Annotated in this window: 14 protein-coding genes and 11 pseudogenes; 12 read left to right on the forward strand and 13 right to left on the reverse strand. The window is 52.7% G+C overall.

The window, feature by feature from the left end; all coding sequences use genetic code 11:
• Window positions 1-13: 13 nt before the first annotated feature.
• Window positions 14-1,045: pseudogene (locus ACWWJF_RS16080) on the reverse strand (IS630 family transposase).
• 102 nt (window positions 1,046-1,147) lie between these two features.
• Between ACWWJF_RS16080 and ACWWJF_RS16085 the strand changes: the two are divergent.
• Window positions 1,148-1,537: pseudogene (locus ACWWJF_RS16085) on the forward strand (transposase); the annotation flags it as partial.
• Here ACWWJF_RS16085 and ACWWJF_RS16090 read toward each other — a convergent pair.
• On the reverse strand, window positions 1,484-1,723 hold the full coding sequence (locus ACWWJF_RS16090) for a hypothetical protein (RefSeq protein ID WP_455870026.1): 240 nt from the start codon (window positions 1,721-1,723) through the stop codon (window positions 1,484-1,486). The pseudogene ACWWJF_RS16085 and the gene ACWWJF_RS16090 overlap by 54 nt on opposite strands.
• Window positions 1,724-1,781: 58 nt before the next feature.
• Here ACWWJF_RS16090 and ACWWJF_RS16095 point away from each other — a divergent pair, with 58 nt between their 5' ends.
• From ACWWJF_RS16095 to ACWWJF_RS16115, 5 genes are all read left to right on the forward strand, one after another.
• Entirely contained in the window at window positions 1,782-2,006 is a 225-nt protein-coding gene (locus ACWWJF_RS16095; RefSeq protein WP_455870027.1) for a DUF3053 family protein, read from the forward strand.
• A 192-nt stretch (window positions 2,007-2,198) separates the two neighbouring features.
• Window positions 2,199-2,504: a DUF3053 family protein gene (locus ACWWJF_RS16100; RefSeq protein WP_455871129.1), complete on the forward strand. Its 306-nt coding sequence runs from the start codon at window positions 2,199-2,201 to the stop codon at window positions 2,502-2,504.
• Window positions 2,505-2,846: 342 nt separating this feature from the next.
• Entirely contained in the window at window positions 2,847-4,748 is a 1,902-nt protein-coding gene (locus ACWWJF_RS16105) for a PTS mannitol transporter subunit IICBA (RefSeq protein WP_455870028.1), read from the forward strand.
• 65 nt (window positions 4,749-4,813) lie between these two features.
• Window positions 4,814-5,962, forward strand: a complete 1,149-nt coding sequence (locus tag ACWWJF_RS16110; RefSeq protein WP_455870029.1) for a mannitol-1-phosphate 5-dehydrogenase — start codon at window positions 4,814-4,816, stop codon at window positions 5,960-5,962.
• A gap of 24 nt (window positions 5,963-5,986) precedes the next feature.
• Complete coding sequence (locus tag ACWWJF_RS16115) at window positions 5,987-6,520, forward strand: MltR family transcriptional regulator (protein WP_455870030.1); 534 nt, start codon at window positions 5,987-5,989, stop codon at window positions 6,518-6,520.
• Window positions 6,521-6,637: 117 nt separating this feature from the next.
• Here the strand turns inward: ACWWJF_RS16115 and ACWWJF_RS16120 are convergent.
• A pseudogene (locus ACWWJF_RS16120) lies at window positions 6,638-8,383 on the reverse strand (methyl-accepting chemotaxis protein); the annotation flags it as partial.
• Between the two features lie 105 nt (window positions 8,384-8,488).
• Between ACWWJF_RS16120 and ACWWJF_RS16125 the strand changes: the two are divergent.
• Window positions 8,489-9,529 (forward strand): IS481 family transposase, encoded by a 1,041-nt coding sequence (locus ACWWJF_RS16125; RefSeq protein WP_455870031.1) that lies wholly within the window; start codon window positions 8,489-8,491, stop codon window positions 9,527-9,529.
• Window positions 9,530-9,880: 351 nt separating this feature from the next.
• On the opposite strand, the pseudogene ACWWJF_RS16130 reads toward ACWWJF_RS16125, so the two are convergent.
• Together ACWWJF_RS16130 and ACWWJF_RS16135 are read right to left on the reverse strand one after the other, a co-directional pair.
• A pseudogene (locus tag ACWWJF_RS16130) lies at window positions 9,881-10,399 on the reverse strand (helix-turn-helix domain-containing protein); the annotation flags it as partial.
• A 103-nt stretch (window positions 10,400-10,502) separates the two neighbouring features.
• Window positions 10,503-11,629, reverse strand: a pseudogene (locus ACWWJF_RS16135) (IS3 family transposase); the annotation flags it as partial.
• A 93-nt stretch (window positions 11,630-11,722) separates the two neighbouring features.
• Here ACWWJF_RS16135 and ACWWJF_RS16140 point away from each other — a divergent pair.
• Window positions 11,723-12,268: pseudogene (locus ACWWJF_RS16140) on the forward strand (integrase core domain-containing protein); the annotation flags it as partial.
• 50 nt (window positions 12,269-12,318) lie between these two features.
• Here the strand turns inward: ACWWJF_RS16140 and ACWWJF_RS16145 are convergent.
• From ACWWJF_RS16145 to fdhD, 4 genes are all read right to left on the reverse strand, one after another.
• On the reverse strand, window positions 12,319-12,468 hold the full coding sequence (locus ACWWJF_RS16145) for a hypothetical protein (RefSeq protein WP_455871278.1): 150 nt from the start codon (window positions 12,466-12,468) through the stop codon (window positions 12,319-12,321).
• 98 nt (window positions 12,469-12,566) lie between these two features.
• A complete protein-coding gene (locus ACWWJF_RS16150; RefSeq protein WP_455869047.1) occupies window positions 12,567-13,898 on the reverse strand; it encodes an IS4 family transposase in 1,332 nt (443 codons plus the stop codon).
• 693 nt (window positions 13,899-14,591) lie between these two features.
• Window positions 14,592-15,215: a superoxide dismutase [Mn] gene (sodA, locus tag ACWWJF_RS16155; RefSeq protein ID WP_455871130.1), complete on the reverse strand. Its 624-nt coding sequence runs from the start codon at window positions 15,213-15,215 to the stop codon at window positions 14,592-14,594.
• Window positions 15,216-15,500: 285 nt separating this feature from the next.
• Window positions 15,501-16,298, reverse strand: coding sequence for a formate dehydrogenase accessory sulfurtransferase FdhD (gene fdhD, locus ACWWJF_RS16160; protein ID WP_455870032.1), 798 nt, complete (start codon window positions 16,296-16,298; stop codon window positions 15,501-15,503).
• A gap of 286 nt (window positions 16,299-16,584) precedes the next feature.
• Here fdhD and ACWWJF_RS16165 point away from each other — a divergent pair.
• The 3 genes and pseudogenes from ACWWJF_RS16165 to ACWWJF_RS16175 all read left to right on the forward strand — a co-directional run bounded on the left by ACWWJF_RS16165 (window position 16,585) and on the right by ACWWJF_RS16175 (window position 19,852).
• A pseudogene (locus ACWWJF_RS16165) lies at window positions 16,585-17,954 on the forward strand (aldehyde dehydrogenase family protein).
• A gap of 352 nt (window positions 17,955-18,306) precedes the next feature.
• Window positions 18,307-18,759 carry a GNAT family N-acetyltransferase gene (locus tag ACWWJF_RS16170; RefSeq protein WP_455870033.1) on the forward strand — a complete coding sequence of 151 codons (453 nt, stop codon included), beginning with the start codon at window positions 18,307-18,309 and terminating at the stop codon, window positions 18,757-18,759.
• A 100-nt stretch (window positions 18,760-18,859) separates the two neighbouring features.
• Window positions 18,860-19,852 (forward strand): acyltransferase, encoded by a 993-nt coding sequence (locus tag ACWWJF_RS16175; RefSeq protein WP_455870034.1) that lies wholly within the window; start codon window positions 18,860-18,862, stop codon window positions 19,850-19,852.
• Here ACWWJF_RS16175 and ACWWJF_RS16180 read toward each other — a convergent pair.
• A pseudogene (locus tag ACWWJF_RS16180) lies at window positions 19,849-20,149 on the reverse strand (FGGY-family carbohydrate kinase); the annotation flags it as partial. The gene ACWWJF_RS16175 and the pseudogene ACWWJF_RS16180 sit on opposite strands and share 4 nt — an antisense overlap.
• Before the next feature lie 21 nt (window positions 20,150-20,170).
• Window positions 20,171-20,509 (reverse strand): annotated as a pseudogene (locus ACWWJF_RS16185) (transposase); the annotation flags it as partial.
• A 74-nt stretch (window positions 20,510-20,583) separates the two neighbouring features.
• Between ACWWJF_RS16185 and ACWWJF_RS16190 the strand changes: the two are divergent.
• A protein-coding gene (locus ACWWJF_RS16190; RefSeq protein WP_455869907.1) for an IS3 family transposase occupies window positions 20,584-21,752 on the forward strand; the annotation gives its coding sequence in 2 pieces (ribosomal slippage) (window positions 20,584-20,839 and window positions 20,839-21,752; 1,170 coding nt in all).
• A gap of 7 nt (window positions 21,753-21,759) precedes the next feature.
• Here ACWWJF_RS16190 and ACWWJF_RS16195 read toward each other — a convergent pair.
• Both ACWWJF_RS16195 and xylB read right to left on the reverse strand, forming a co-directional pair.
• Window positions 21,760-22,455 (reverse strand): annotated as a pseudogene (locus ACWWJF_RS16195) (IS630 family transposase); the annotation flags it as partial.
• A 104-nt stretch (window positions 22,456-22,559) separates the two neighbouring features.
• Window positions 22,560-23,714, reverse strand: a pseudogene (gene xylB / locus ACWWJF_RS16200) (xylulokinase); the annotation flags it as partial.
• Window positions 23,715-23,727 lie beyond the last annotated feature (13 nt).

Consider the following 23,727-nt stretch of genomic DNA (forward strand, 5'->3'; position numbering starts at 1 on the left):
GTTCCTAATACCGCTACACTTTTGCCTGTCCATATTTTCCACTGGGAAACGGACTGACGGTTTCCATGAAGCGGCGAACCTTGTTCAGTCACTGCCACATTGAACAGCATTGATGATTGCGGGTAATGGTTTCATGCAACGCCTGCCATAACCGCTCTACATGATTTACCCATGGTGAGTACACCGGCTGATAAATAACCCTGAATTTCGGGTTTTCTTCCAGCCAGCGCTGCGTCTCCCGGCTTTTGTGAATAATGTAGTTATCAACTATCAGCGTGAGCGTTTTTGCCCGTCTGTACGTTGCTCTCAGATGCTCTAACATACTGATAAACAAACACGAACTTTTACTGTTTCCTCCAACATCGCTGACTTTTCCCGTCCCGCTGTGTAATGCACCCGCCAGATAATATTTCTCGTTCTTGCCCGGCGTCACGATGCGTTTCTGCTTCCCGCGAACCTGCCAGTCCGCGCCAATTTTGGGATTCAGATGAATATCCACTTCGTCTTCGTAAAAGACGGGATGTTCCGCGCTGCATTGTTCCAGCGCCATCGCGATGGCCTCCATTTTTTCTTCCTTATGCGGGTCGCGGATACGCAGCGTAGGAGCTGCGCGTCGCCACACCAGACTGGCAGAAGGCCGCCAACGGCGCACCGTGGAAGCATGCAACTGGCAACCGGTTATCTCATTGATTTTTATCGCTAGCAGTTCCGTGCTCCAGCGCGAACGCTGATAGCCAAAATCATGAGGGGAACGCTTTACGAGCTGGATTAACAGTGCGCAGATCTGTTCAAACGGCCAGCGACGGCCACGACCGGGCCGCAGAGATTTGAGGCCTTCAATGCCGTACAGGGTGAGCCAGTTAATCCATCTGCCGATTGACGAACGGGCGCAGCAAAGCATTCTGGCGACATCGCTCACGCGCTCGCCCCGGTGCAACATCAGGATGGCGGTCAGCCTGCGGGCGTGATTCTTGTCACGCGTTTTATGGAGAGTTTTCTTCATCAGGCGTCGTTCGTTACGGGGTATCGGTGCTATGCTCGACATCGCTCAGTCCGGTTGATGATTTGGGATCTTTATCGATTGATCAGATCGCTCTACTCGGACTGAGTTCCCTTCAGGTGATCTACTATTCGGAACAGTTATTTAGATGAAACTGGCCAGCATTTAATGACCATCCCTGGTGTTGGACCGATAACAGCCAGCGTTTTGTCATCACAGTTAGGCGATGGCAAGCAATATGAAAACAGTCGTAATTTTGCCGCTTCCACCGGTCTTGTACCCCGCCAATACAGTACTGGAGGGAAGAATACTCGGCTGGGTATTAGCAAGCGTGGAGATAAAAACCTTCGCCGATTGCTTGTTCAATGTGCGCGGGTATTTATCCTAAGAATTGACCATCAATCAGGGAGATTAGCTGATTGGGTAAGGTCTCAGTTGGGCAGGAAACATTCTTGCGTTGTGTGCTGTGCATTAGCAAATAAATTAGCTCGAATAGCTTGGGCAATAACGACACGAAATACCGTGTTTGAACAGTAATGCTGATCTAACAGTCAGCAATTTAACGAAGTTACCCATCTGGTTTTGCGAAGACTGATTATTGATGACATGAACGACCTGACGGCCTGATATAAAACCAAAAAATGAAAATGGCTCAATGAAGCCGATGGCCTTTTTAGGAATATCAGGTGCGAAACTCATCGTGGCACGGGCATCCTTGGCCATAAAGACGCCGGATAGATTTAAGCAAGCCCACCATTAATCAAAGATCAGTGTTGCAAAAATGGGGGTGACCATAGATTTTGCCAACGATTACGCCATCTTAACCACCTTTTCCCAGCAGTTGCAGCAAAGCATGGCGGTGAGCCTCAAACCGTTATTGGAGCACGTTTCTCAGATTCGTGTGCCACAGGATTATTTGACGCAACGCGACGGCGTGCGTAGCGCTGTTGGGGCAATAAACCTGTTGGGGCAGCAGGTGCAGGCGGCAAAAACCCAGGCAGATTAAGCCATATCGTTATACACATCTTTTGGCCATTTTTTGAACAGGATGCTCAGAACCCCGTGAATTAAGGCATTCAAGCCATCCCATTGGCTTTTTGAGGTTCAAAATGCCACTCTGAGATAAACCCGTAACTCATTGATTAAACAGTGCGTTAGAAAGATGTGTATAACGATATGAGATTAAGCCCGCCGTAACCTGAGCCAGCCGCAAGAGGTGCAAGTGCTGTATGAGCGCGTTTACTCGCAAGTGGTTGCCCAACCGGCGGCGGCATTGGAGAACGTGGTACCAACCGCCGCCACGCTGGCACAGCAGTTGGCGCAGGTGGGCGACTTCCTTCAGGCTCAGGGCAAGCAGGTCACTTTTGTGGTAAATCAGGTGCAGTTTGAAATGGCACAGCAGGCGGCGCGTTACAACGCGCTTATTACGCCTCTGGCAACACAGCAGCGCGATTTGATGAACGGATTACCACCACTTTTACCGTTGTTGAAACCATCGCTATAGGGCAATAACGTGAGGTGGTGATGATATTTAGTGATTTTAATCACATAATCAAAACAAAATTACGGTGTTGTAATGTGATTAAGGTCACATTGTGCTGCCGTTGATGCGGATGATGATGCGTCGAATTGACCGTATTCGGTGATTTTATGTGAACTCAATCACTAAAATGTAGCAATGATGTGGGGATTATGTGTGATTTTTGTCACATATGGCCGTGAGGTTGCGGTATCAAACCGACGTGCTAGAGTCCGCACGATCTCTACCGACGGAAGGCAGTCACACCGTCTCACGATAATGACCACACGCGCTTGCGATCGCGCGTTTGAATAGGGGTGTGTTTTTATGCTCACTGCAGATACAAAGGTCAAAGTTCAGAATTTTGGCCGCTTCCTGAGCAACATGGTAATGCCTAATATCGGGGCGTTTATCGCTTGGGGCCTGATTACCGCGTTGTTTATTCCAACCGGCTGGCTGCCGAATGCAACGCTCGCCAAGCTGGTGGGACCGATGATCACCTATCTGCTGCCGCTGCTTATCGGTTACACCGGCGGCCGTTTGGTGGCGGGCGATCGCGGTGGCGTGGTCGGTGCTATCACCACGATGGGGGTGATCGTCGGTGTGGATATGCCGATGTTCCTCGGCGCAATGATCGTTGGCCCGTTGGGCGGATGGGCCATCAAACGTTTTGACCGCGCTGTTGATGGTAAAATTAAAAGCGGTTTTGAAATGCTGGTCAACAACTTCTCGGCCGGTATTATCGGCATGTTGTTGGCTATGCTGGCGTTTTGGGCTATTGGTCCGCTCGTCGAAGGGTTGTCGAAAATTCTGGCGGCGGGTGTAAACCTGATGGTGCAGACCAACCTGTTGCCGTTGGCCTCCATCTTTGTCGAACCGGCCAAAATACTGTTCCTGAATAACGCCATTAACCACGGTATCTTCTCGCCGCTGGGTATCCAACAGGCGACGGAAACCGGTAAGTCTATTTTCTTCCTGATTGAAGCCAACCCTGGTCCGGGCATGGGTGTGCTGATGGCCTACATGTTCTTTGGCCGCGGTAATGCTAAAGAGTCCGCACCGGGTGCCGCCGTCATTCACTTCCTGGGCGGTATCCACGAAATCTATTTCCCGTATGTTCTGATGAATCCGCGTCTGCTGATTGCGGTGATTCTGGGCGGTATGACCGGCGTGTTCACGCTGAACTTGCTGGGTGGTGGTCTGGTTTCTCCGGCTTCTCCGGGCTCTATTCTGGCCGTGTTGGCAATGACGCCGAAAGGGGCTTATTTTGCCAATATCGTGGCGATTGCTGCTGCGTTTGCCGTCTCCTTCGTGCTGTCAGCGATTCTGCTGAAAAGCACCAAGGTAAAAGAGGGTGACGATCTCGATGAAGCCACACGCCGTGTGCAAGAGATGAAAGCAGCTTCCAAAGGCGGTTCAGTGCCCACTGGCATCAGCGGCGATCTGAGCACCGTGCGCAAAATCATTGTGGCCTGTGATGCTGGCATGGGCTCCAGCGCCATGGGGGCTGGCGTATTGCGCAAGAAAGTGCAGGATGCCGGGCTGACGCAAATTTCTGTCACCAATAGCGCCATCAACAGCTTGCCTGAGGATGTCGATCTGGTGATTACGCATCGTGATTTGACCGAGCGCGCCCTGCGCCATGCACCACAAGCACAGCATATTTCGCTGACCAACTTCCTCGACAGCCAGTTGTACAGCGATCTGGTGAGCCGTCTGGCCGCCGCTCAACCTGCGGGTGGTAGCGTTGCCGCTGCGCCGGTTTCTGAGCCGCAAGCCACCACCTTGTTCCAACTGGGCGCTGCTAACGTGTTCTTGAACTTGCAGGCGAGCGATAAAGAGCAGGCGATTCGCTTTGCCGGTGAGCAACTGGTGAAAGGTGGCTATGTCGAGCCGGAATATGTGGATGCGATGCTGGCGCGTGAAAAGCTGACCTCAACTTATCTGGGCGAATCCATCGCTGTGCCGCATGGCACCATTGAAGCCAAAGATCGCGTGCTGAAAACCGGCATCGTCTTCTGCCAATATCCGCAGGGGGTGCGCTTCGGTGATGATGAGGATGACGTCGCAAAATTGGTGATCGGTATCGCGGCGCGTAATAACGAACATATTGCGGTGATCACCCGCCTGACCAATGCGCTGGACGATGACACCGTGATTGCCCGTTTAGCGCAGACCCAGGATGTGCAGGAAGTGCTAGATCTGCTCTCCGAGAAAAAGAGTGCCTGATGCATCGGCAGCGCCGCCTTCGGGCGGCCTCTTTTTTTGCCATTGTTTTTAAAGGTTAACGCATGATGAAAGCTTTACATTTTGGTGCCGGAAATATCGGACGCGGGTTTATCGGAAAACTGCTGGCAGATGCCAACATCGAACTCACCTTTGCAGATGTGAACCTGCCGTTGCTGGATGCCATCAACAGCCGTAAGCAGTATCAGGTGAAAGTGGTCGGCGAGCAGGCACAGTTGGAAACGGTCAGCAACGTCAGCGCGGTGGACAGCGCAAGCCCGGAAGCCGTGGCGTTGATTGCCGAGGCCGATGTGGTGACGACGGCGGTAGGGCCGCAAATTCTCGAAAAAATCGCGGGCGCCATTGCTCAGGGGTTGGTGAAGCGCCATGCGCAGGGCAATACGCGCCCACTGAATATCATTGCTTGTGAAAATATGGTGCGCGGCACCACGCAGTTAAAACAAAACGTGTGGAAGCATCTGCCGGAGAACGAGCAGGCATGGGTCAACGAGCACGTAGGTTTTGTTGATTCGGCAGTAGACCGCATTGTTCCACCGGTGGAAGCGAGCCAGGACGATCCCTTGGCCGTGACGGTAGAAACTTTCAGTGAATGGATTGTCGACCAAACCCAATTCGTCGGGCCTTTACCGCAGATCGCGGGCATGGAATTAACCGACAATCTGATGGCATTTGTTGAACGTAAGCTGTTTACACTCAATACCGGCCATGCCATTACTGCGTATCTTGGGCAGCAGGCTCGTCATCAGACGATCCGCGATGCCATTCTGGATACCGAGGTGCGCGTTGTCGTGCGCGGTGCGATGGAAGAGAGTGGAGCCGTGCTGATTAAGCGTTATGGCTTTGATGCCGAGAAGCATGCTGCCTACATCAACAAGATTTTAAGCCGCTTCGAAAACCCCTATCTGCATGACGATGTTGAGCGGGTCGGGCGTCAGCCGCTGCGTAAACTTAGCGCTGGCGATCGCCTGATCAAACCGCTGCTGGGCACGCTGGAGTATCAATTGCCCAATGACAACCTGATTATCGGTATCGCGTCGGCGATGCATTATCGCAGCGAGCAGGACCCGCAGGCGCAGGAACTGGCGGCGTTGTTGGATAAACTGGGGCCGCAGGCTGCGTTGGCGCAAATTTCTGGTCTGGATGTGCAGAGCAAGGTTGTGGAGCAAGCAGTGAGTGTGTATAACGCCATGCAATAATTCGCGCCGTTCTGCAGGGACGTTATGATGGAAGAAACTCAAGCCTTTGAGAATCGCGTGCTGGAATCCCTCAATGCGGCGAAAACGGTGCGCAGCTTTATGCTGAAAGCGGTTGAGCTGTTGGCGGAAGCCGTGAGTATTCTCACGCTGCAAATCTTCCGTAAAGACGATTATGCGGTGAAATACGCGGTAGAGCCGTTAATGACTGGCAGTGGTCCGTTAGGGGATCTCTCGGTACGTTTAAAGCTGATTTACGGTCTGGGTATGATCAGCCGTAAAGAGTATGAAGATGCCGAGTTGGTGATGGCGTTAGGGGAAGAGTTATTCCACGACGAAAACGACTATCGTTTTACCGATGATGAGATTCTCGGGCCGATTACCGAACTACACTGTGTCACCGCGTTGCCGCATCCTCCTGAACGGCTAATGGGAGGGGAGCCTGCCGATCCCTTGCTGATCCCGATGCAGCAGCAGCGTTATCAGCAGGTGGTACGTTCCACGCTGGTGCTCTCTCTGACGGCATTAATCTCGCAGATTAGCCTTAAAAAAGCCTTTTAGGTTGCGGTTCAGAACGTCGACGGGCGGTGCGTTTTTGATAGCGCACCGCCCATTTTTTTACGACGCGGAATGTTATATTAACCTTATCTCTGGTCGGTTGTTGCTTACCGCGGCTATTTACCGCTGATAGTCGAACTGTGCCGGACGTTCGCCATAGCCGAGGGCGGCAGTAGCCCCATCTGCGGCTTGTGTAAGGCGAAATACCGCTTCCGTCAACACCTGCGTTTGCTCTTCCAGTGAGTTAGCGGCGGCGGCGGATTGCTCTACCAACGCGGCGTTCTGCTGCGTGGTGCCATCCATTTCCGCAATCGCCTGACTGACCTGAGTAATACCACGGCTCTGCTCTTCAGACGCGGTGGCGATTTCACCCATGATATCGTGCAGCTGCGTTACCGATTTCACAATGTTATCCATGGTCTTGCCCGCGTTGGTGACCAGATTGGCACCCTGGCTGATTTGCGTGACGGATTCACTGATAAGCCCTTCGATCTCTTTGGCGGCTTGTGAGCTGCGCTGTGCCAGATTGCGCACTTCCCCTGCAACCACAGCAAAACCACGCCCTTATTCCCCGGCGCGCGCTGCTTCAACCCCTGCGTTCAGTGCCAGAATGTTGGTCTGGAAGGCAATGCTGTTGATAACCGACGTGATTTCGGCAATGCGCTTGGAACTTTGTTCGATATCCACCATGGTTTGCACCACATGGACTACCTGTTCGCCACCCTGTTTAGCAGTTTGCGAGGCATTCACCACCAGCTTGTTGGCATGGTTGGCGTTATCCGCATTTTGCTTCACGGTGGCGGTCAGTTGCTCCATGCTGGCCGCCGTTTGCCCAACGGCTGCTGCTTGCTGCTCGGTGCGAGAAGAGAGATCGGTGTTACCAGCGACGATTTCGCTGGCAGCGGTAGAGATTTGACCGACGCCAACGCGGATATCATCAATCATTTGGTGCAGATTACCGTTCATTTTTGCCATGGCGTTCAATAACTGGCCCAGTTCATCACGGCGCGAGGTCGACATGTTCATGGTCAGATCCCCCGTGGCAATGCGCTCAGCGATGGTGAGCGTATGGTTGAGCGGCGCGGTGATTTGTCGCGAAATAAACCAGGCAATCAACAGCCCAGCCAGCAGGGTGATTAGGGCCGTTACGGTCAACTGGATTTCTGAGGTGCGCACGTTGTGGTCGGTTTGCTGTAGCTGTGCGTGCAGCAGCTCGGTGATGCGATCGCTCAGCGTTACGGCGATGTCGTTCATCTGCGTGACGCTCTCCATCTCCTTCTGGTAAGCCGGCATGTAAGAGAGCACCTGCTCCTCATAATGGTTCATGGTGCTCAGAACCGGGTCCAGCGTTTCCCGCTGTTCGACGGAAAGGCTCTGGCTCAGGAAGGTCAATGCTGTCTGCGCTTCATTGATGGAGTCGGTCAGCGTTTCTTCTGCTGCCTTGGTGCGTTCCAGCAGCAAATTGTCCAGATGGAAGCGCTCTGTCATCAGCTTGGTTTTGAAATCAGCCAGCAGCAGTTGTTGTGATTGGCTATCGCCCGTCGCGCGCAGCTGGTCGTCAAGCTTGCTCATCGTCTGATCGGTGACGTCCAGGCTCCAGCTTTTTCTGACGTTATCTTTGGTGGTAACAGCATCCAGATAGTTTTGGCGCTGCTGCTTGTAACTATTGATCGTGGTCGTGATGCTATCGAGCGTTTTGCTATCCTGAGCAGACCAGCTTAGCGTCTTGGCCTGGGCGAGCAGCGTATTGATGTTGTCGATATGAATACTGTTTTGTTTGATGTCGTTCAGATCGTAATTGGCACCAAAGCGGGCACGATAATATTTAGCCTGATTCACCTCGGTATTAATCTGATTGCTCAAATTAGCTGTATTAGTCGCGACTTGATCTGACACTGGACCTTGAAAGGTTGAGAGTTACCGGTTTTGATATGGGTGTCGAATCCTTATACAAAACACGAGGTAACTCTCATGCTTCATACTAACAATCCCATCATCAAACACAAAGCCGGCCTGCTCAATCTCGCCGAAGAACTCGGTAACGTATCAAAAGCCTGTAAAATAATGGGTGTGTCACGCGACACGTTTTATCGCTATCAGGAACTGGCGGTAGAAGGCGGCATTGACGCTCTGGTTAACCAAAACCGCCGGGTTCCCAACCTGAAAAACCGTGCTGATGAAGCCACTGAACGTGCGGTTGTTGATTACGCCATTGAGTTCCCGGCTCATGGCCAGCACCGGACCAGTAATGAGCTGCGTAAAAAAGGCGTCTTCATTTCTGGCAGCGGTGTGCGCTCCATCTGGCAACGACACGATCTGGAAAACTTTCGTAAGCGCCTGAAGGCACTTGAGGAAAAAGTTGCCAGAGAAGGCATCGTACTTACTGATGCTCAAATCGCTGCACTGGAGAAGAAGGCGCACGACGACGAAGCCTGTGGTGAAATAGAGACTGCTCACCCGGGTTATCTGGGGTCGCAGGACACCTTCTACGTGGGTAATCTGAAAGGTGTTGGCCGTATCTACCAGCAGACGTTCGTGGATACGTACTCGAAAGTGGCGCACTGCAAGCTTTACACGAGTAAAGCACCGATCTCTGCCGCCGACCTGCTCAATGATCGCGTGCTGCCGTTCTACGAAGCTCAGGGGCTGCCAATGCTAAGAATACTGACGGACAGGGGGACGGAGTACTGCGGTAAAGTGGAACAACATGACTATCAGCTGTACTTGGCTATCAACGATATAGACCATACGAAAACGAAAGCGATGTCTCCGCAGACAAACGGTATCTGCGAGCGCTTCCATAAAACTATTTTGCAGGATTTTTATCAGGTTGCGTTCCGTAAGACGTTATACGAGGACCTAGAAAGTCTACAAAAGGATCTGGACAACTGGTTGTGGCATTACAATAATGAGCGAACTCATCAGGGTAAAATGTGCTGCGGGCGTACGCCAATGGCCACGTTACTTGATGGTAAACGAGTCTGGGCAGAAAAAAATCTGAACCAGATTTAATCTGACAGACACCTGTATAAATAACCGGTAACTGTCAGATCAGGTCTGAGCTAATACAAATCATTACAATGAAAACCATCCGCACAGTGCGCTGGGATACAACTCCCCAAGAGAATATCGGCGCCAGCGGGCATCGTTAACTTAAGATACAAAAGCTGTCCGGAGATGGTGGGTCAAGATCACCTGCGACCCCAGATAACCCCATATCGTTATACACATCTTTCTAACGCACTGTTTAATCAATGAGTTACGGGTTTATCTCAGAGTGGCATTTTGAACCTCAAAAAGCCAATGGGATGGCTTGAATGCCTTAATTCACGGGATTCTGAGCATCCTGTTCAAAAAATGGCCAAAAGATGTGTATAACGATATGAGATAACCCGGGTGAGCAGTCTCTATTTCACCACAGGCTTCGTCGTCGTGCGCCTTCTTCTCCAGTGCAGCGATTTGAGCATCAGTAAGTACGATGCCTTCTCTGGCAACTTTTTCCTCAAGTGCCTTCAGGCGCTTACGAAAGTTTTCCAGATCGTGTCGTTGCCAGATGGAGCGCACACCGCTGCCAGAAATGAAGACGCCTTTTTTACGCAGCTCATTACTGGTCCGGTGCTGGCCATGAGCCGGGAACTCAATGGCGTAATCAACAACCGCACGTTCAGTGGCTTCATCAGCACGGTTTTTCAGGTTGGGAACCCGGCGGTTTTGGTTAACCAGAGCGTCAATGCCGCCTTCTACCGCCAGTTCCTGATAGCGATAAAACGTGTCGCGTGACACACCCATTATTTTACAGGCTTTTGATACGTTACCGAGTTCTTCGGCGAGATTGAGCAGGCCGGCTTTGTGTTTGATGATGGGATTGTTAGTATGAAGCATGAGAGTTACCTCGTGTTTTGTATAAGGATTCGACACCCATATCAAAACCGGTAACTCTCAACCTTTCAAGGTCCAGTGTCAGATCAAGTCGCGACTAATACAAATGATTGAACGCCGCTGCAAGATTCTTCAGCGCTGTTCGCACATCGGGTTTTGGCATGAAGGCGATGTAATCTTCCTTCATCGTCTTCACGAACCGTTCTGCCATGCCGTTACTCTGTGGACTGCTCACTGCTGTTGTGCAGGGCTCCAGATTCAGTTCTCTGGCGAACTTCCGCGTTTCATGCGCTGTGTACGCTGAACCATTATCCGTCAGCCATTGCACTGGTTTATCCGGCAGCACGCTACCGAAGCGTTTTTCCACCGACCTCAGCATCACATCCTGCACGGTTGAACTGTCATAACCCCTGGTGCTCGCTGCCCAGTCTATGGCCTCCCGGTCGCAGCAGTCCAGTGCGAACGTCACCCGCAGCTTCTCGCCGTTGTCACAACCGAACTCGAAGCCATCTGAGCACCAGCGCATATCGCTCTCTGCTACCGCGATTTTGCCTTTATGCTCCCGCTTCGGACGTTCAGTTTTATCATGCAACAACAGCAGGTTATGCTCGCTCATTATCCTGTAAAGCCGTTTGGCGTTCACCGGTGGAAGTCCCTCTGCACGACGTTGCTTACGCAGGATACCCCACACTCGGCGGTAACCGTAACTGGGCATGTCGCTGATGATACGGAGGATGTCCGATAATATCTCAGCATCAGCTTCGTCATTACGCCGGTTGCTGCGCCTGTCCAGCCAGTCGGCAGAACGGTTAACCCGCAGTGACAGCTGCGCACGCGACACGCTCATGGCGCGGCTGACCAGAGCTATTCCCCGTCCTTTGGCAACAAGGGCGCGTGCGCTATCCATTTTCGCGACTGGCGGTACTCCACTGCTTCTTTGAGGATCTCAACTTCCATCGTCTTCTTACCCAGAAGGCGCTGTAGCTCCCGGACCTGCTTGAGGGCAGTCGCCAGCGCCGAAGCTGGAACCACTTCTTCTCCGGCCGCAACGGCGGTGAGGCTTCCTTCCTGGTATTGCTTCTTCCACTTAAACAAAAGGCTGGGCTGGATGCCATGCAGGCGGGCTACATGGGAGACGTTCATCCCCGGCTCCATTGTCTGCTGAATGATGGCGATTTTCTCTTGCGGAGTTTTACGCTTACGGACTTCTTGCCCTAACAGGATCCCGGTCATTTCAAAATTAGCATGATTGTTAGACATATATCTAAGCCTATCTCTTATCTGGAGATACAGCTACTGTCTGGTGTTACAGGGGGCTACATCAATCTGGGGTCGCAGGACACCTTCTACGTGGGTAATCTGAAAGGTGTTGGCCGTATCTACCAGCAGACGTTCGTGGATACGTACTCGAAAGTGGCGCACTGCAAGCTTTACACGAGTAAAGCACCGATCTCTGCCGCCGACCTGTTCAATGATCGCGTGCTGCCGTTCTACGAAGCTCAGGGGCTGCCAATGCTAAGAATACTGACCGACAGGGGGACGGAGTACTGCGGTAAAGTGGAACAACATGACTATCAGCTGTACTTGGCTATCAACGATATAGACCATACGAAAACGAAAGCGATGTCTCCGCAGACAAACGGTATCTGCGAGCGCTTCCATAAAACTATTTTGCAGGATTTTTATCAGGTTGCGTTCCGTAAGACGTTATACGAGGACCTAGAAAGTCTACAAAAGGATCTGGACAACTGGTTGTGGCATTACAATAATGAGCGAACTCATCAGGGTAAAATGTGCTGCGGGCGTACGCCAATGGCCACGTTACTTGATGGTAAACGAGTCTGGGCAGAAAAAAATCTGAACCAGATTTAATCTGACAGACACCTGTATAAATAACCGGTAACTGTCAGATCAGGTCTGAGCTAATACAAATTAGCTTTTTGAATACTCTCTTGTAACGACTCAATGTAGCTAATTCCTCGGCCCGCAATCAGTGCGGTTAACAGCAATACCAAAAAGAACCCCAGCCCTAATTTCTTACCGACGTTGATATTTTCAAACTTGATAGCCATTCTGTTTTCCACTGTGTGTGAAGCCAAACAATGGCGTCTATCCGGGGAGCGCACAAGCTTACGCTGTGCGATGGGGTGTCAGACTGAAGGCCACCTCGTTATACACATCTCTGTTCGTGCCTGAGCGCGCGTAGCGTTTCGGCGGCCGTCATGACTTTCTGCAAGCCTTTCCAGATAGTTTTTGCGCCTGGTTCACCGTCGCCTTTTCGAGCAAGAAAGCCTCCGAGTTGCGCAACTAAGCGCAATACTTCGTTTAGCTTAGGGCGGCCCTTGGGCATACGCTTGTTCATCAGTAGGTAAGCTCCATGAGTCTCGTCGGAATCAAAGAACAACATTGCGTCCAGCTCTGGACAGGTTCGTCCCATACGCATTAAATAGGCGATGCGCCATGCCACGATCATGAACAGCGCCAATGCCCGCTCAATGCGATCCACGGTCGATAACTGTAACGCTTCGACACAGCAGCCGTTCTTCAGCACATTGAAGAACATCTCGATTTCCCATCTAGCCCGATACCAGTCGATCAGCTCCACGATATCTTCTCGTCCTTCAGGTACGCGATTGCTCAGCAACCGCCACTCGACCGGCTTCACGCCTGCTGGCGGCTCAATTTCCTTGGCTATCACACAAGTCACTGCCAACCCGCAACGCAGCGACACTCGCTTCACGCGCAGCGCCTGTTTCACCGTACGCGCCTTCTGCCCCGCGCGAGCCGCCATAACGAATTGGATTTCTCCCACCGGCACGGTCTTTCCAACCTTCTGCCAAAGCTTCTCATTACAGTCCAGACTGCGATTATGAGTCGAGCGGATCAACCAGTCAGCCGGAGTGCCAAGGTCATCAGCGAGCTGCATCAACGCCTTGATATCCGCTTCGCGATCGGCTAAGTACACCAGACGTGTGTTTGGCAACTCCGAGGCGAGTTCAGCAACTCGCTCGTATCCCTCGAGCCAGCGCGTACTCTCCTTGAGCCCATCGCGTTTTCCGTCTGCATCCTTCGGCTCTCTTGCCCACATCCACGCATCCAGTACGCCCAACCCCACGCGATCCGGACTGACCGCGTAGGTCGGATGCAGGTACAGACCACGCCTGGCTTCGTAGTTCAAGGGACCCAAGCCTTGGATTTGCTGCCCGTTGAAGTCAAGCTCGGTAGTGTCTTGGATACACAGCACAACCTCGTGTTCTCGGATCCTTTCCTGCGTACGCTGCCAGTGAGGTTGCAGAATGTCTCGCCATTCGAATGCTTGGTTCTCCATGAAGCGGTAAGCACCCAGCGTCTCAGACCATCCGAGGCACGCATGCGGAATGCTGGCTTGCGGATTCTCAGCCAGCCGTATCAAAAGCCCTTTGGCACGCTTATTGAGCCTCGTGTCACCAAGATTTACCCCTTCCAGTTCTTGGTGTGCCCAGCCATCTGAATCCCGTGTCATTTTTCAGCGCCGTAAATGGCGATAGTACACGTCGGTTTCACTTCATTTACAACCCCACCGGCTGCCTATTTCAGCCCGCTAACCCTTGGCATATAAGGCGTTGCGGACTTGTGTATAACGAGGTGACTGAAGGCACGTCAGGAAAGCAAGACAAGCTCCGTGTCAGCGTGTGGCTATGTACCGTATTGCACCGTACAAACCGTATTCACCTTCCCATGGTAAAAATCCGGATGGGATAGACTGCCTACTTCAGACCATATCGTTATACACATCTTTTGGCCATTTTTTGAACAGGATGCTCAGAACCCCGTGAATTAAGGCATTCAAGCCATCCCATTGGCTTTTTGAGGTTCAAAATGCCACTCTGAGATAAACCCGTAACTCATTGATTAAACAGTGCGTTAGAAAGATGTGTATAACGATATGACTTCAGACAGCAGGGACTGCCATCTGATGCGGTGTTAATCGCCATAATCTGGGTACAAGGCATCGTGTGCCGCAAAGGGGGCAGCACAAAACATAGCATGATTTCGGCGAGTTAACCCCGGCAGCATAAATGAAAAATGCGCCTTTAAAAAATTTTTAATTGTTTAAATGTAAGAAAGATGAATCGAGTCAGCGGGTGAAAAGCAAAAAAAACCGAAATAACATTTTGTTATTTCGGTTTTATGCGTTTTATGTCGTCAGGACAAATTATTTGGCAGCAGCAAAACGTGCAGCCGCTTCATCCCAGTTCACCACGTTCCAGAACGCTTTGATGTAATCCGGGCGACGGTTTTGATACTTCAGGTAGTAAGCGTGTTCCCACACGTCAAGTGCGACGATCGGGTAACCGGAAGCGCCAGAAATAGCTTCACCCATTAGCGGGCTATCCTGGTTAGCGGTAGAAACCACGGCCAGTTTGCCGTCTTCTTTCAATACCAGCCACGCCCAGCCTGAACCGAAACGGGTTGCAGCAGCTTGCTCAAATTTTTCTTTGAATGCATCAACGCTGCCGAAATCGCGTTCAATAGCCGCTTTCAGATCGCCGCCCAGCGTGGTGCCCAGTTTCAGTTCTTTCCAGAACAGGCTGTGGTTAGCGTGGCCGCCGGCGTTGTTACGCAGTACCGCTTTTTTCTCGGCCGGTACTTTATCCAGTTTGGCGATCAGCTCTTCTGCGGAGAGGCTAGCGAATTCTGGCAGACTTTCCAGCGCTGCGTTAGCGTTATTGACGTAAGCCTGGTGGTGCTTGGAGTGATGGATTACCATCGTTTGTTTGTCGAAATGCGGTTCCAGCGCGTCATAAGCGTAAGGCAGGGATGGCAGTGAATAACTCATATTTATCATCTCCATAGTTGTACTACTAAATAATCGCGAGCGTGCTTGATCTCGGTTGTGGCGCGCGCGTGATAGTCAGGTACGGCACGCCTCAAGCGGTAGTGGTTAACAAACAACCGTTTGTTCGCGTCGCGTAATCATGAAGTTCATTATAGTTAATTAAATGATCTTGAAAACGATTATTCGCGTCGCCATCGCACGGAGTTCGAGCGTTTACCCTCGGAAAACAAACGGTTATATCATTGTTGCCTAAGCTAAAAACAGATTAATCTATCCGCAGTGGCCTCATGCGTTGTCGAGCAGACGCTGCGGATGGGTATAAACGGTTGCCCGGCCTGGGCGGCAAAAGCCCGCCAGCGTCAGGTTACAACGCTCAGCCACATCAATGGCGAGCGACGTTGCCGCTGAAACGGCAAACAGGATCTCGACGCCGCACATAGCAGCTTTTTGCACCATCTCATAGCTGGCACGGCTAGAAACCAACACGGCACCCGAGTGCCAGGGTCGCGTAGCGCGCACGCCCAGCAGTTTATCGAGTGCCACGTGGCGGCCAACATCTTCGCAACCGCCCAAAATAGTCCCTTCACCGGAAAGCCAGGCCGCCGCATGGGTAGAACCGGTCAATTGGCCGATGTGCTGCACGTCTTTGAGTTGCTTTAATGCACCGTCCAGGTGATTCAGCGAGAAAGTCTGCGTAAAGGGCAGCGGTGTGACCGGCTTGCCGATTTCTTCCAACTGTTCGACACCACACACGCCGCAACCGGTGCGGCCGCGTTCTTTTAGCCCGGCAAAGCGGCGGCTGGAGAGTTCAATCTGGACTTCAATATCATTGCAGACCGGCTGCACGTCCATGCCGTAAATCTCTTGTGGTGACGTGATGATGCCTTCCGACAGGGAAAAACCTAACGCAAAGGCTTCCAGATCTTTTGGCGTAGCCATCATCACCACATGGGAAATGCCGTTGTACACCAGCGCGACGGGCACTTCTTCCGCCAGCCAGTCCGTTTTGGCCTGAGACAAGCTGCCTTGATTGCGTACCGTTCGCTGGCATGCGCCCTCGAGCGCAGGGATCGCTTCTTCCACGTGTTATCCCCATAAGATATTCATTCTGGAATAGAAAGCCATTATTTCACCCCACCGGGTGTGATGCGAGTTTTATCGTGGCACGCGGTGTTTTGCCTGCGGTTCAGGGCACAAAAAGGGGGCAAAGTGTGCGTTTCCTCGAAGAGTCGCTAAACAGCGCGGCAGGAAAGCCGATTTGTGTATACACTTGGTAGACCGTCCTTGATGTTAGCAATTTTTTGCATATTGGCTCTGTTTTCATCGCGGCCTGGCCGCGTAACCCTACGGCGAAGAACAGGAGACCGCAATGGCACATCACACTGCTGAAGACCGGGTCGCGCCCGGCACCTATGCTCATCCCCTCAATCTGAAAAAGCTCTATGACAACTTTATTGGTGGCACCTGGGTGCCTCCGGTCAGTGGCGACTATTTCATTAACCTGACACCTGTCACCGGGCAACCCCTGTGTGAAGTCGCCAGCTCCGGCATGCGCGATGTCGGTACAGGATCGCGCCTTGCTGCTGAACCGGAGGATTGCGGATCGCATGGAGGAGAACGTGGAACTGCTGGCGTATGCGGAAACCTGGGATAACGGGAAACCGATTCGTGAAACCATAGGGGCTGACGTGCCGCTGGCGATCGACCATTTCCGCTACTTTGCCGCCTGTGCCCGCGCGCAGGAAGGGGCGATCAGCGAAATCGACAAGGATACGGTCGCTTACCATTTTCACGAACCGCTGTCCGTGCTGATGCTGATGGAACTGATTCAGGATTTATTACCGCCGGGCGTGGTCAACGTGGTAAATGGCTCTGGCAGTGAGATTGGTGAGTATCTGGCGACGTCGCCGCGCATCGCGAAAGTGGCGTTTACCGGCTCCACTGAAGTCGGGCAGCAAATCATGAGCTATGCGGCGCGCAATGTGGTGCCCGTGACGCTGGAATTGGGTGGGAAATCTCCCAATATTTTTTTTTGCTGACGTGATGGACAAAGAAGACAGCTATTTCGACAAAGTGTTGGAGGGCTTCACGCTGTTTGCCTTTAATCAGGGGGAAGTCTGTACCTGTCCAAGCCGGGCATTGATTCAGGAATCTATCTACGACCGTTTTATGGAACGGGCAATAAAACGGGTTGAAGCCATCCGCATTGGTAACCCACTGGACAGCCAGACCATGATGGGGGCACAGGTATCGGAAGGCCAGTTGAAAACCATCCTAGATTATATTGAGGTGGGTAAGCAGGAGGGCGCACGGATCCTGACCGGCGGGCGGCGCAAAGCGTTGCCAGACGCATTGACGCAGGGCTACTATCTGGAGCCGACCGTGTTGTTCGGAAAGAACAGCATGCGTGTGTTTCAGGAGGAAATTTTTGGTCCGGTGCTCGCGGTCACCACGTTTAAAACCATGGATGATGCGCTGGAGATCGCTAACGATACCCACTATGGATTGGGGGTAGGGGTGTGGAGCCGTAACAGCAACATCGCCTATCGTATGGGACGCGGTATTCAGGCTGGGCGCGTATGGACCAACTGCTACCACGCCTATCCGGCACATGCGGCTTTTGGTGGCTATAAACAGTCAGGCATTGGCCGTGAAAATCACAAGATGATGCTGGAGCACTACCAGCAAACCAAGTGCTTGTTGGTGAGTTACTCCGACAAACCGCTCGGGTTGTTCTGATGGTGTGTCGTTATCGAGCTGGTGGTTGCTGACAAACAGTCCCACTGCCACCGTCATTCCTGCGAAGCCGGGAATCTCTTGCAGATGAAACGCATTTCTTCTGACAGAGATTCCGACTTTCGTCGAGGATGGCTAAGTTCGTTGTTAGGTGAAGTTCGGCGGTAGGGTCGTAGCGGCGTAAGCCGCCGACAAATTTGCCTGGAGTAAATTTGAACAGCGTGCGCGCTTGCCCATAATGGCCCCTCGTCGTTATTCACCGGGCAACACGGACATGCCGAAGAGGTTTTGTCATTCGTCTGAACGCCCGTCTACGACGGGCGTTGTATTTTGTTCTATCACGAAGGAACGTTGTGTGAAGATAATTTCTGTGCGTGAAACACCGCGCTGGGCGGCAGAAGCTACGGCTTATTTTCAGGAGCAATGGGCATCCGAAGAGACAATGATGTTGTATCAGGATGCGATTGAACGCTCGCTGACGGCACATAATCCGTTGCCACAATGGTACCTGCTGGTTGAAGACGAGCGGATTGTTGGCTGTGCCGGACTGATTACCAATGATTTTATCAGTCGGATGGAGCTTTACCCGTGGCTGTGTGCGCTTTATGTAGAACCTGACTTTCGTTCTCGTGGTCTCGCTCGCCAATTGATGCGTCATGTCGCCGATGAAGCGAAAAAACACGGCTTTTCCCACCTGCATCTGTGTACCGATCTGGTCGGATTCTATGAGCAAGCGGGATTTGTCTATGCCGGAGAGGGCTATCATCCGTGGGGGGAATCATCGCGCGTCTACTCATTAGCGTTGTGATGTCAGTCGATCGCCATAACAGCATTTCCTGAAGCCCTGCCATTGAGGCATACCCGTATGGGGGCTACCCTTATGTTGTTAAAAACAAAAGGGGAGCCTCATGTCGGACAAGATAGGCTGGGTCAATAATTTACGCGCCGTCGCCTGCCTGATGGTGGTGTTGATCCATAGCACCACCTATTACATTACGGCGGCAGGTATGCCGGGCGAGCGCCATTGGGATGTGGCAAACTTGCTAAATTCCGCGTGCCGGGTGGGGGTTCCGCTGTTCTTTATGATTTCCGGCTACCTGTTTTTTGGCGAGCGGCGGGCGGAAAAAAAACACATGCTGCGTATTGGCTTCTGCCTGCTGTTTTACAGCGCGGTGGCCTTGGCGTATATGGCATTGCTGACACCTATTCATGCAGGCAACGCGCTACGGCTGTTTTGGCAAAAGCCGGTCTTTTATCATCTGTGGTTTTTCTATGCCATTCTGGTTATCTATCTGCTATCGCCGCTAATACGGGTTCCCCCGGTATCAGGACGTTATCTTGCCGTAGTCGTATTGATTCTAGCCGTTGTCGCCAATCCCAATACGCCTGAACTGACGATAGGGCATACCCCGTTGTTACCCATCAACGTGTATATTGTGAGCGACACGTTTTACTACCTGCTGTATGCGCTAGTGGGGCGCGCTTTGGGGACGTTAACGCCCACGCGTTGGGTCACGCTGGGAGCAGTGCCGTTGTTTGTTGTCTCCGTGCTGCTGATTGCGATGGGCACCTCGCAGCAGACGTTAGCAAACGACAACTTTAACCAAACGTTCTACCTCTATGCCAACCCGTTGGTGTTTATTGCGGCGGTATGCCTGATGATCCTGTTCAAAGCGGCAGCGCTGAGCGCACCTTTGCCCGGATTTTCGTTTATCTCCCGGCATTCTCTGGCTATTTATGGCTTCCATGCCCTGATTATTCATTTTATTCGTACTCGCGATTTGGCCCTGAAAGGTTGGCCGATACTGGATATCTTTTACGTTTTTTTCTGCGCAGTGGTATGCAGCATGCTGCTTTCCCTGTTGGTGCAGCGATGCGACATCCGGCGTTGGGTTAGTTAATGGATATCGTTCATCAATGGGCGCAACTGCTGGTAGAGCATACGAAACGTTTCTCGTTGCTGCGCATAGCGGGCGTGCTGTGCGGCATCGGGCTGGTGAATCTGTTCCAGAGGCAGCGGTGGCAACAGGTCGGCCAGAGAGATAGCGGGATTCACGGCGCTTTGTGCCAGCCGCGCCGCCCCCAGAGCCGGGGCCGACATCGCCGCCAGTGCGGTACTCCAGCGTCTGTCCGCTGATATCCGCCAGCATTTGACGCCAGTACGCGCTGCGTGCACCACCGCCAATCAAGGTGATACTAAATAGCTGTTCCTAATACCGCTACACTTTTGCCTGTCCATGTTTTCCACTGGGAAAAGGGCTGACGGTTTCCATGAAGCGGCGAACCTTGTTCAGTAACTGCCACATTGAACAGCATTGATGATTGCGGGTAATGGTTTCATGCAACGCCTGCCATAACCGCTCTACATGATTTACCCATGGTGAGTACACCGGCTGATAAATAACCCTGAATTTCGGGTTTTCTTCCAGCCAGCGCTGCGTCTCCCGGCTTTTGTGAATAATGTAGTTATCAACTATCAGCGTGAGCGTTTTTGCCCGTCTGTACGTTGCTCTCAGATGCTCTAACATACTGATAAACAAACACGAACTTTTACTGTTTTGTAGTGGCACACTGATACTGGCCACCTGATCGGAGGTGATATGCTCACCTCATCAACACGACAGGTGACCTCATGGGTAAACATTTTACGGCGGAATTTAAGCTCGAAGCCGCAAAGCTGGTTGTCGACCACGGCTACACATACGTTAAGGCCGCAGAGGCGGTTAATGTCAGCCATTCTGCCATTAGTCGCTGGGTCAATAAGCTTCGCCTTGAACGACAGGGAAAAACGCCAACGGGACTTCCTCTTACCCCTGAACAGCTCGAGCTGCGTGAGATGAAGAAAAAAGTCCAATGCCTTGAAATGGAGAACGAAATCCTAAAAAAGGCTACGGCGCTCTTAATGTCGGACTCACTCAACGGTTCACGGTAGTCGACAGGCTGAGGGCGCGATACCCGGTCACGGCGTTGTGCCAAACTTTTGAGGTACATCGCAGCAGCTACAGGCACTGGCAGGCTTCCGCTAATGAACCCGACGGTGAGCGCGTGGTTAAGTGTAGCCGCGTCATGGAAGCCTGGAACGCCAGCGGCGGCTCTGCCGGCGCTCGAAGTATCGCGACCATCGTCACCGGCAGCTCTGGTGTCAAAATGGGGCGCTGGCTGGCTGGCAAGCTGATGAAGGAGCTGGGTATCGCCAGCTGCCAGCGACCGGCTCACAAATACAAACGCGGCGGCAATGAACACGTTGAAATACCGAACTATCTCAACCGCCAGTTCGCGGTTACCGCACCGGATCAGGTCTGGTGCGGCGATGTGACCTACATCTGGACGGGCAAATGCTGGGCTTACCTTGCGGTGGTGCTAGATCTGTTCGCCCGCAAACCGGTGGGCTGGGCCATGTCGACGTCGCCGGACTCGGCGCTGACAGTTAAAGCGTTGCAGATGGTCTGGGAACTCCGGGGACAACCAACAGGAGTCATGTTCCACAGCGACCAGGGCAGCCACTATACCAGCCGTCAATACCGGCAAGCCCTGTGGCGCTGCCGGATAAAGCAGAGTATGAGTCGGCGGGGTAACTGCTGGGATAATGCGCCAATGGAGCGGTTCTTCCGCAGCCTGAAGACAGAATGGGTGCCGACAAAGGGTTACAACAGCTTCAGCGAAGCCCAGGACGCGATTATCCGCTACATCACGGGGTATTACAGCGCTATCCGGCCTCACTGGTATAACGGCGGCTTAACTCCAAACGAATCTGAGCGACTGTTCTACATACAGTCTAATGCGGTGGCCAATATTAGTTGACCACTACATTTCCTTCAACATAGCTGACTTTTCCCGTTCCGCTGTGTAATGCACCCGCCAGATAATATTTCTCGTTCTGGCCCGGCGTCACGATGCGTTTCTGCTTCCCGCGAACCTGCCAGTCCGCGCCAATTTTGGGATTCAGATGAATATCCACTTCGTCTTCGTAAAAGACGGGATGTTCCGCGCTGCATTGTTCCAGCGCCATCGCGATGGCCTCCATTTTTTCTTCCTTATGCGGGTCGCGGATACGCAGCGTAGGAGCTGCGCGTCGCCACACCAGACCGGCAGAAGGCAGCCAACGGCGCACCGTGGAAGCATGCAACTGGCAACCGGTTATCTCATTGATTTTTATCGCTAGCAGTTCCGTGCTCCAGCGCGAACGCTGATAGCCAAAATCATGAGGGGAACGCTTTACGAGCTGGATTAACAGTGCGCAGATCTGTTCAAACGGCCAGCGACGGCCACGACCGGGCCGCAGAGATTTGAGGCCTTCAATGCCGTACAGGGTGAGCCAGTTAATCCATCTGCCGATTGACGAACGGGCGCAGCAAAGCATCCTGGCGACATCGCTCACGCGCTCGCCCCGGTGCAACATCAGGATGGCGGTCAGCCTGCGGGCGTGATTCTTGTCACGCGTTTTATGGAGAGTTTTCTTCATCAGGCGTCGTTCGTTACGGGGTATCGGTGCTATGCTCGACATCGCTCAGTCCGGTTGATGATTTGGGATCTTTATCGATTGATCAGATCGCTCAACTCGGACTGAGTTCCCTTCAGGTGATCTACTATTCGGAACAGTTATTTAGAGGGGCGCAGCCCGGTCATGTGCAGCACGTCCATGCCATCGGCAAGCGCGAACCCAACGCCTTCCAGCACGGCGCGCGCCAGTTCTGCCCGGCCGTGCTGGTGGGTTAATCCCCAAAAAGCGCCTTTTGCCTGCGGATTATTGTGCGGGGTACGCTCGCCTGAAAGGTAGGGGAGGAACCAAACAGGCGGTACGCTGGTGCTGACAGTGGCTTGTGCCACTTCTTCCAGTAATTGCGATACGCTTTCGGCATGGGTCAGTCGGGCTACCCAGTCCAGACACGATGCCGCGCTCAACATCACCGACATCAAATGCCAGGTGCCCGGTAAGGCATGGCATAAGCTGTGCACCGCATGCTGCGGGTTGCTGAGAAAACCATCGCTGACCGCAAAGTAGACGCCGGATGTTCCCAGTGACAGCATGGCTTGCCCCGCTTGCCACAGGCCTACCCCTGCGTTATCGCCGCCACCGGCGACCACTGGGACGCTATTCATGTTCCAGCGCTGTGCCAGTGCATCGGAAAGGTAGCCGGTTATCTGATTGCCTTCAAACAAGTCAGGCATTGCCTCGCGATCGAGCGAACAGGCAGCGAGCAGCGTATCACTCCAATCCCGTTTACCGACATCCAACCACATCGTACCGGCGGCATCCTACATGTCGCTGGCAAATTCGCCCGTCATACGCCAGCGTAGGTAGTCTTTGGGTAACAGAACCTTATCAATCTGCCGAAAGCATGTGGGCTCATGTTCCTGAACCCATTTCAGTTTAGGAGCCGTGAAGCCCGGCATCATCAGATTACCCGTAATCTGGCGAGAATCCGGCACCTGTTGTTCCAATGTGTGGCATTGGGCGGCACTGCGGCCATCGTTCCACAGCATCGCGGGGCGTAACACCCGATGCTGTTTGTCGAGCAAGGTAGCGCCATGCATTTGCCCTGTCAGGCCGATAGCCTTAACGGCATGTAAATTGTACTGTGTTGCCAGCGCTTGTACCGTGGCATCGGTGGCTGTCCACCACGCCTCGGGAGATTGCTCAGACCAGAGCGGATGGGGGCGGGATACCGTTAACGGTGCGCTTTGCGCGGCAATGACGCAGCCTTCCTCATTCAGCAGAAGGGTCTTTACGCCCGACGTGCCGAGATCGATACCCATATACATAATGTGTATTAGC

It is taken from the genome of Symbiopectobacterium sp. Eva_TO, assembly GCF_053848865.1.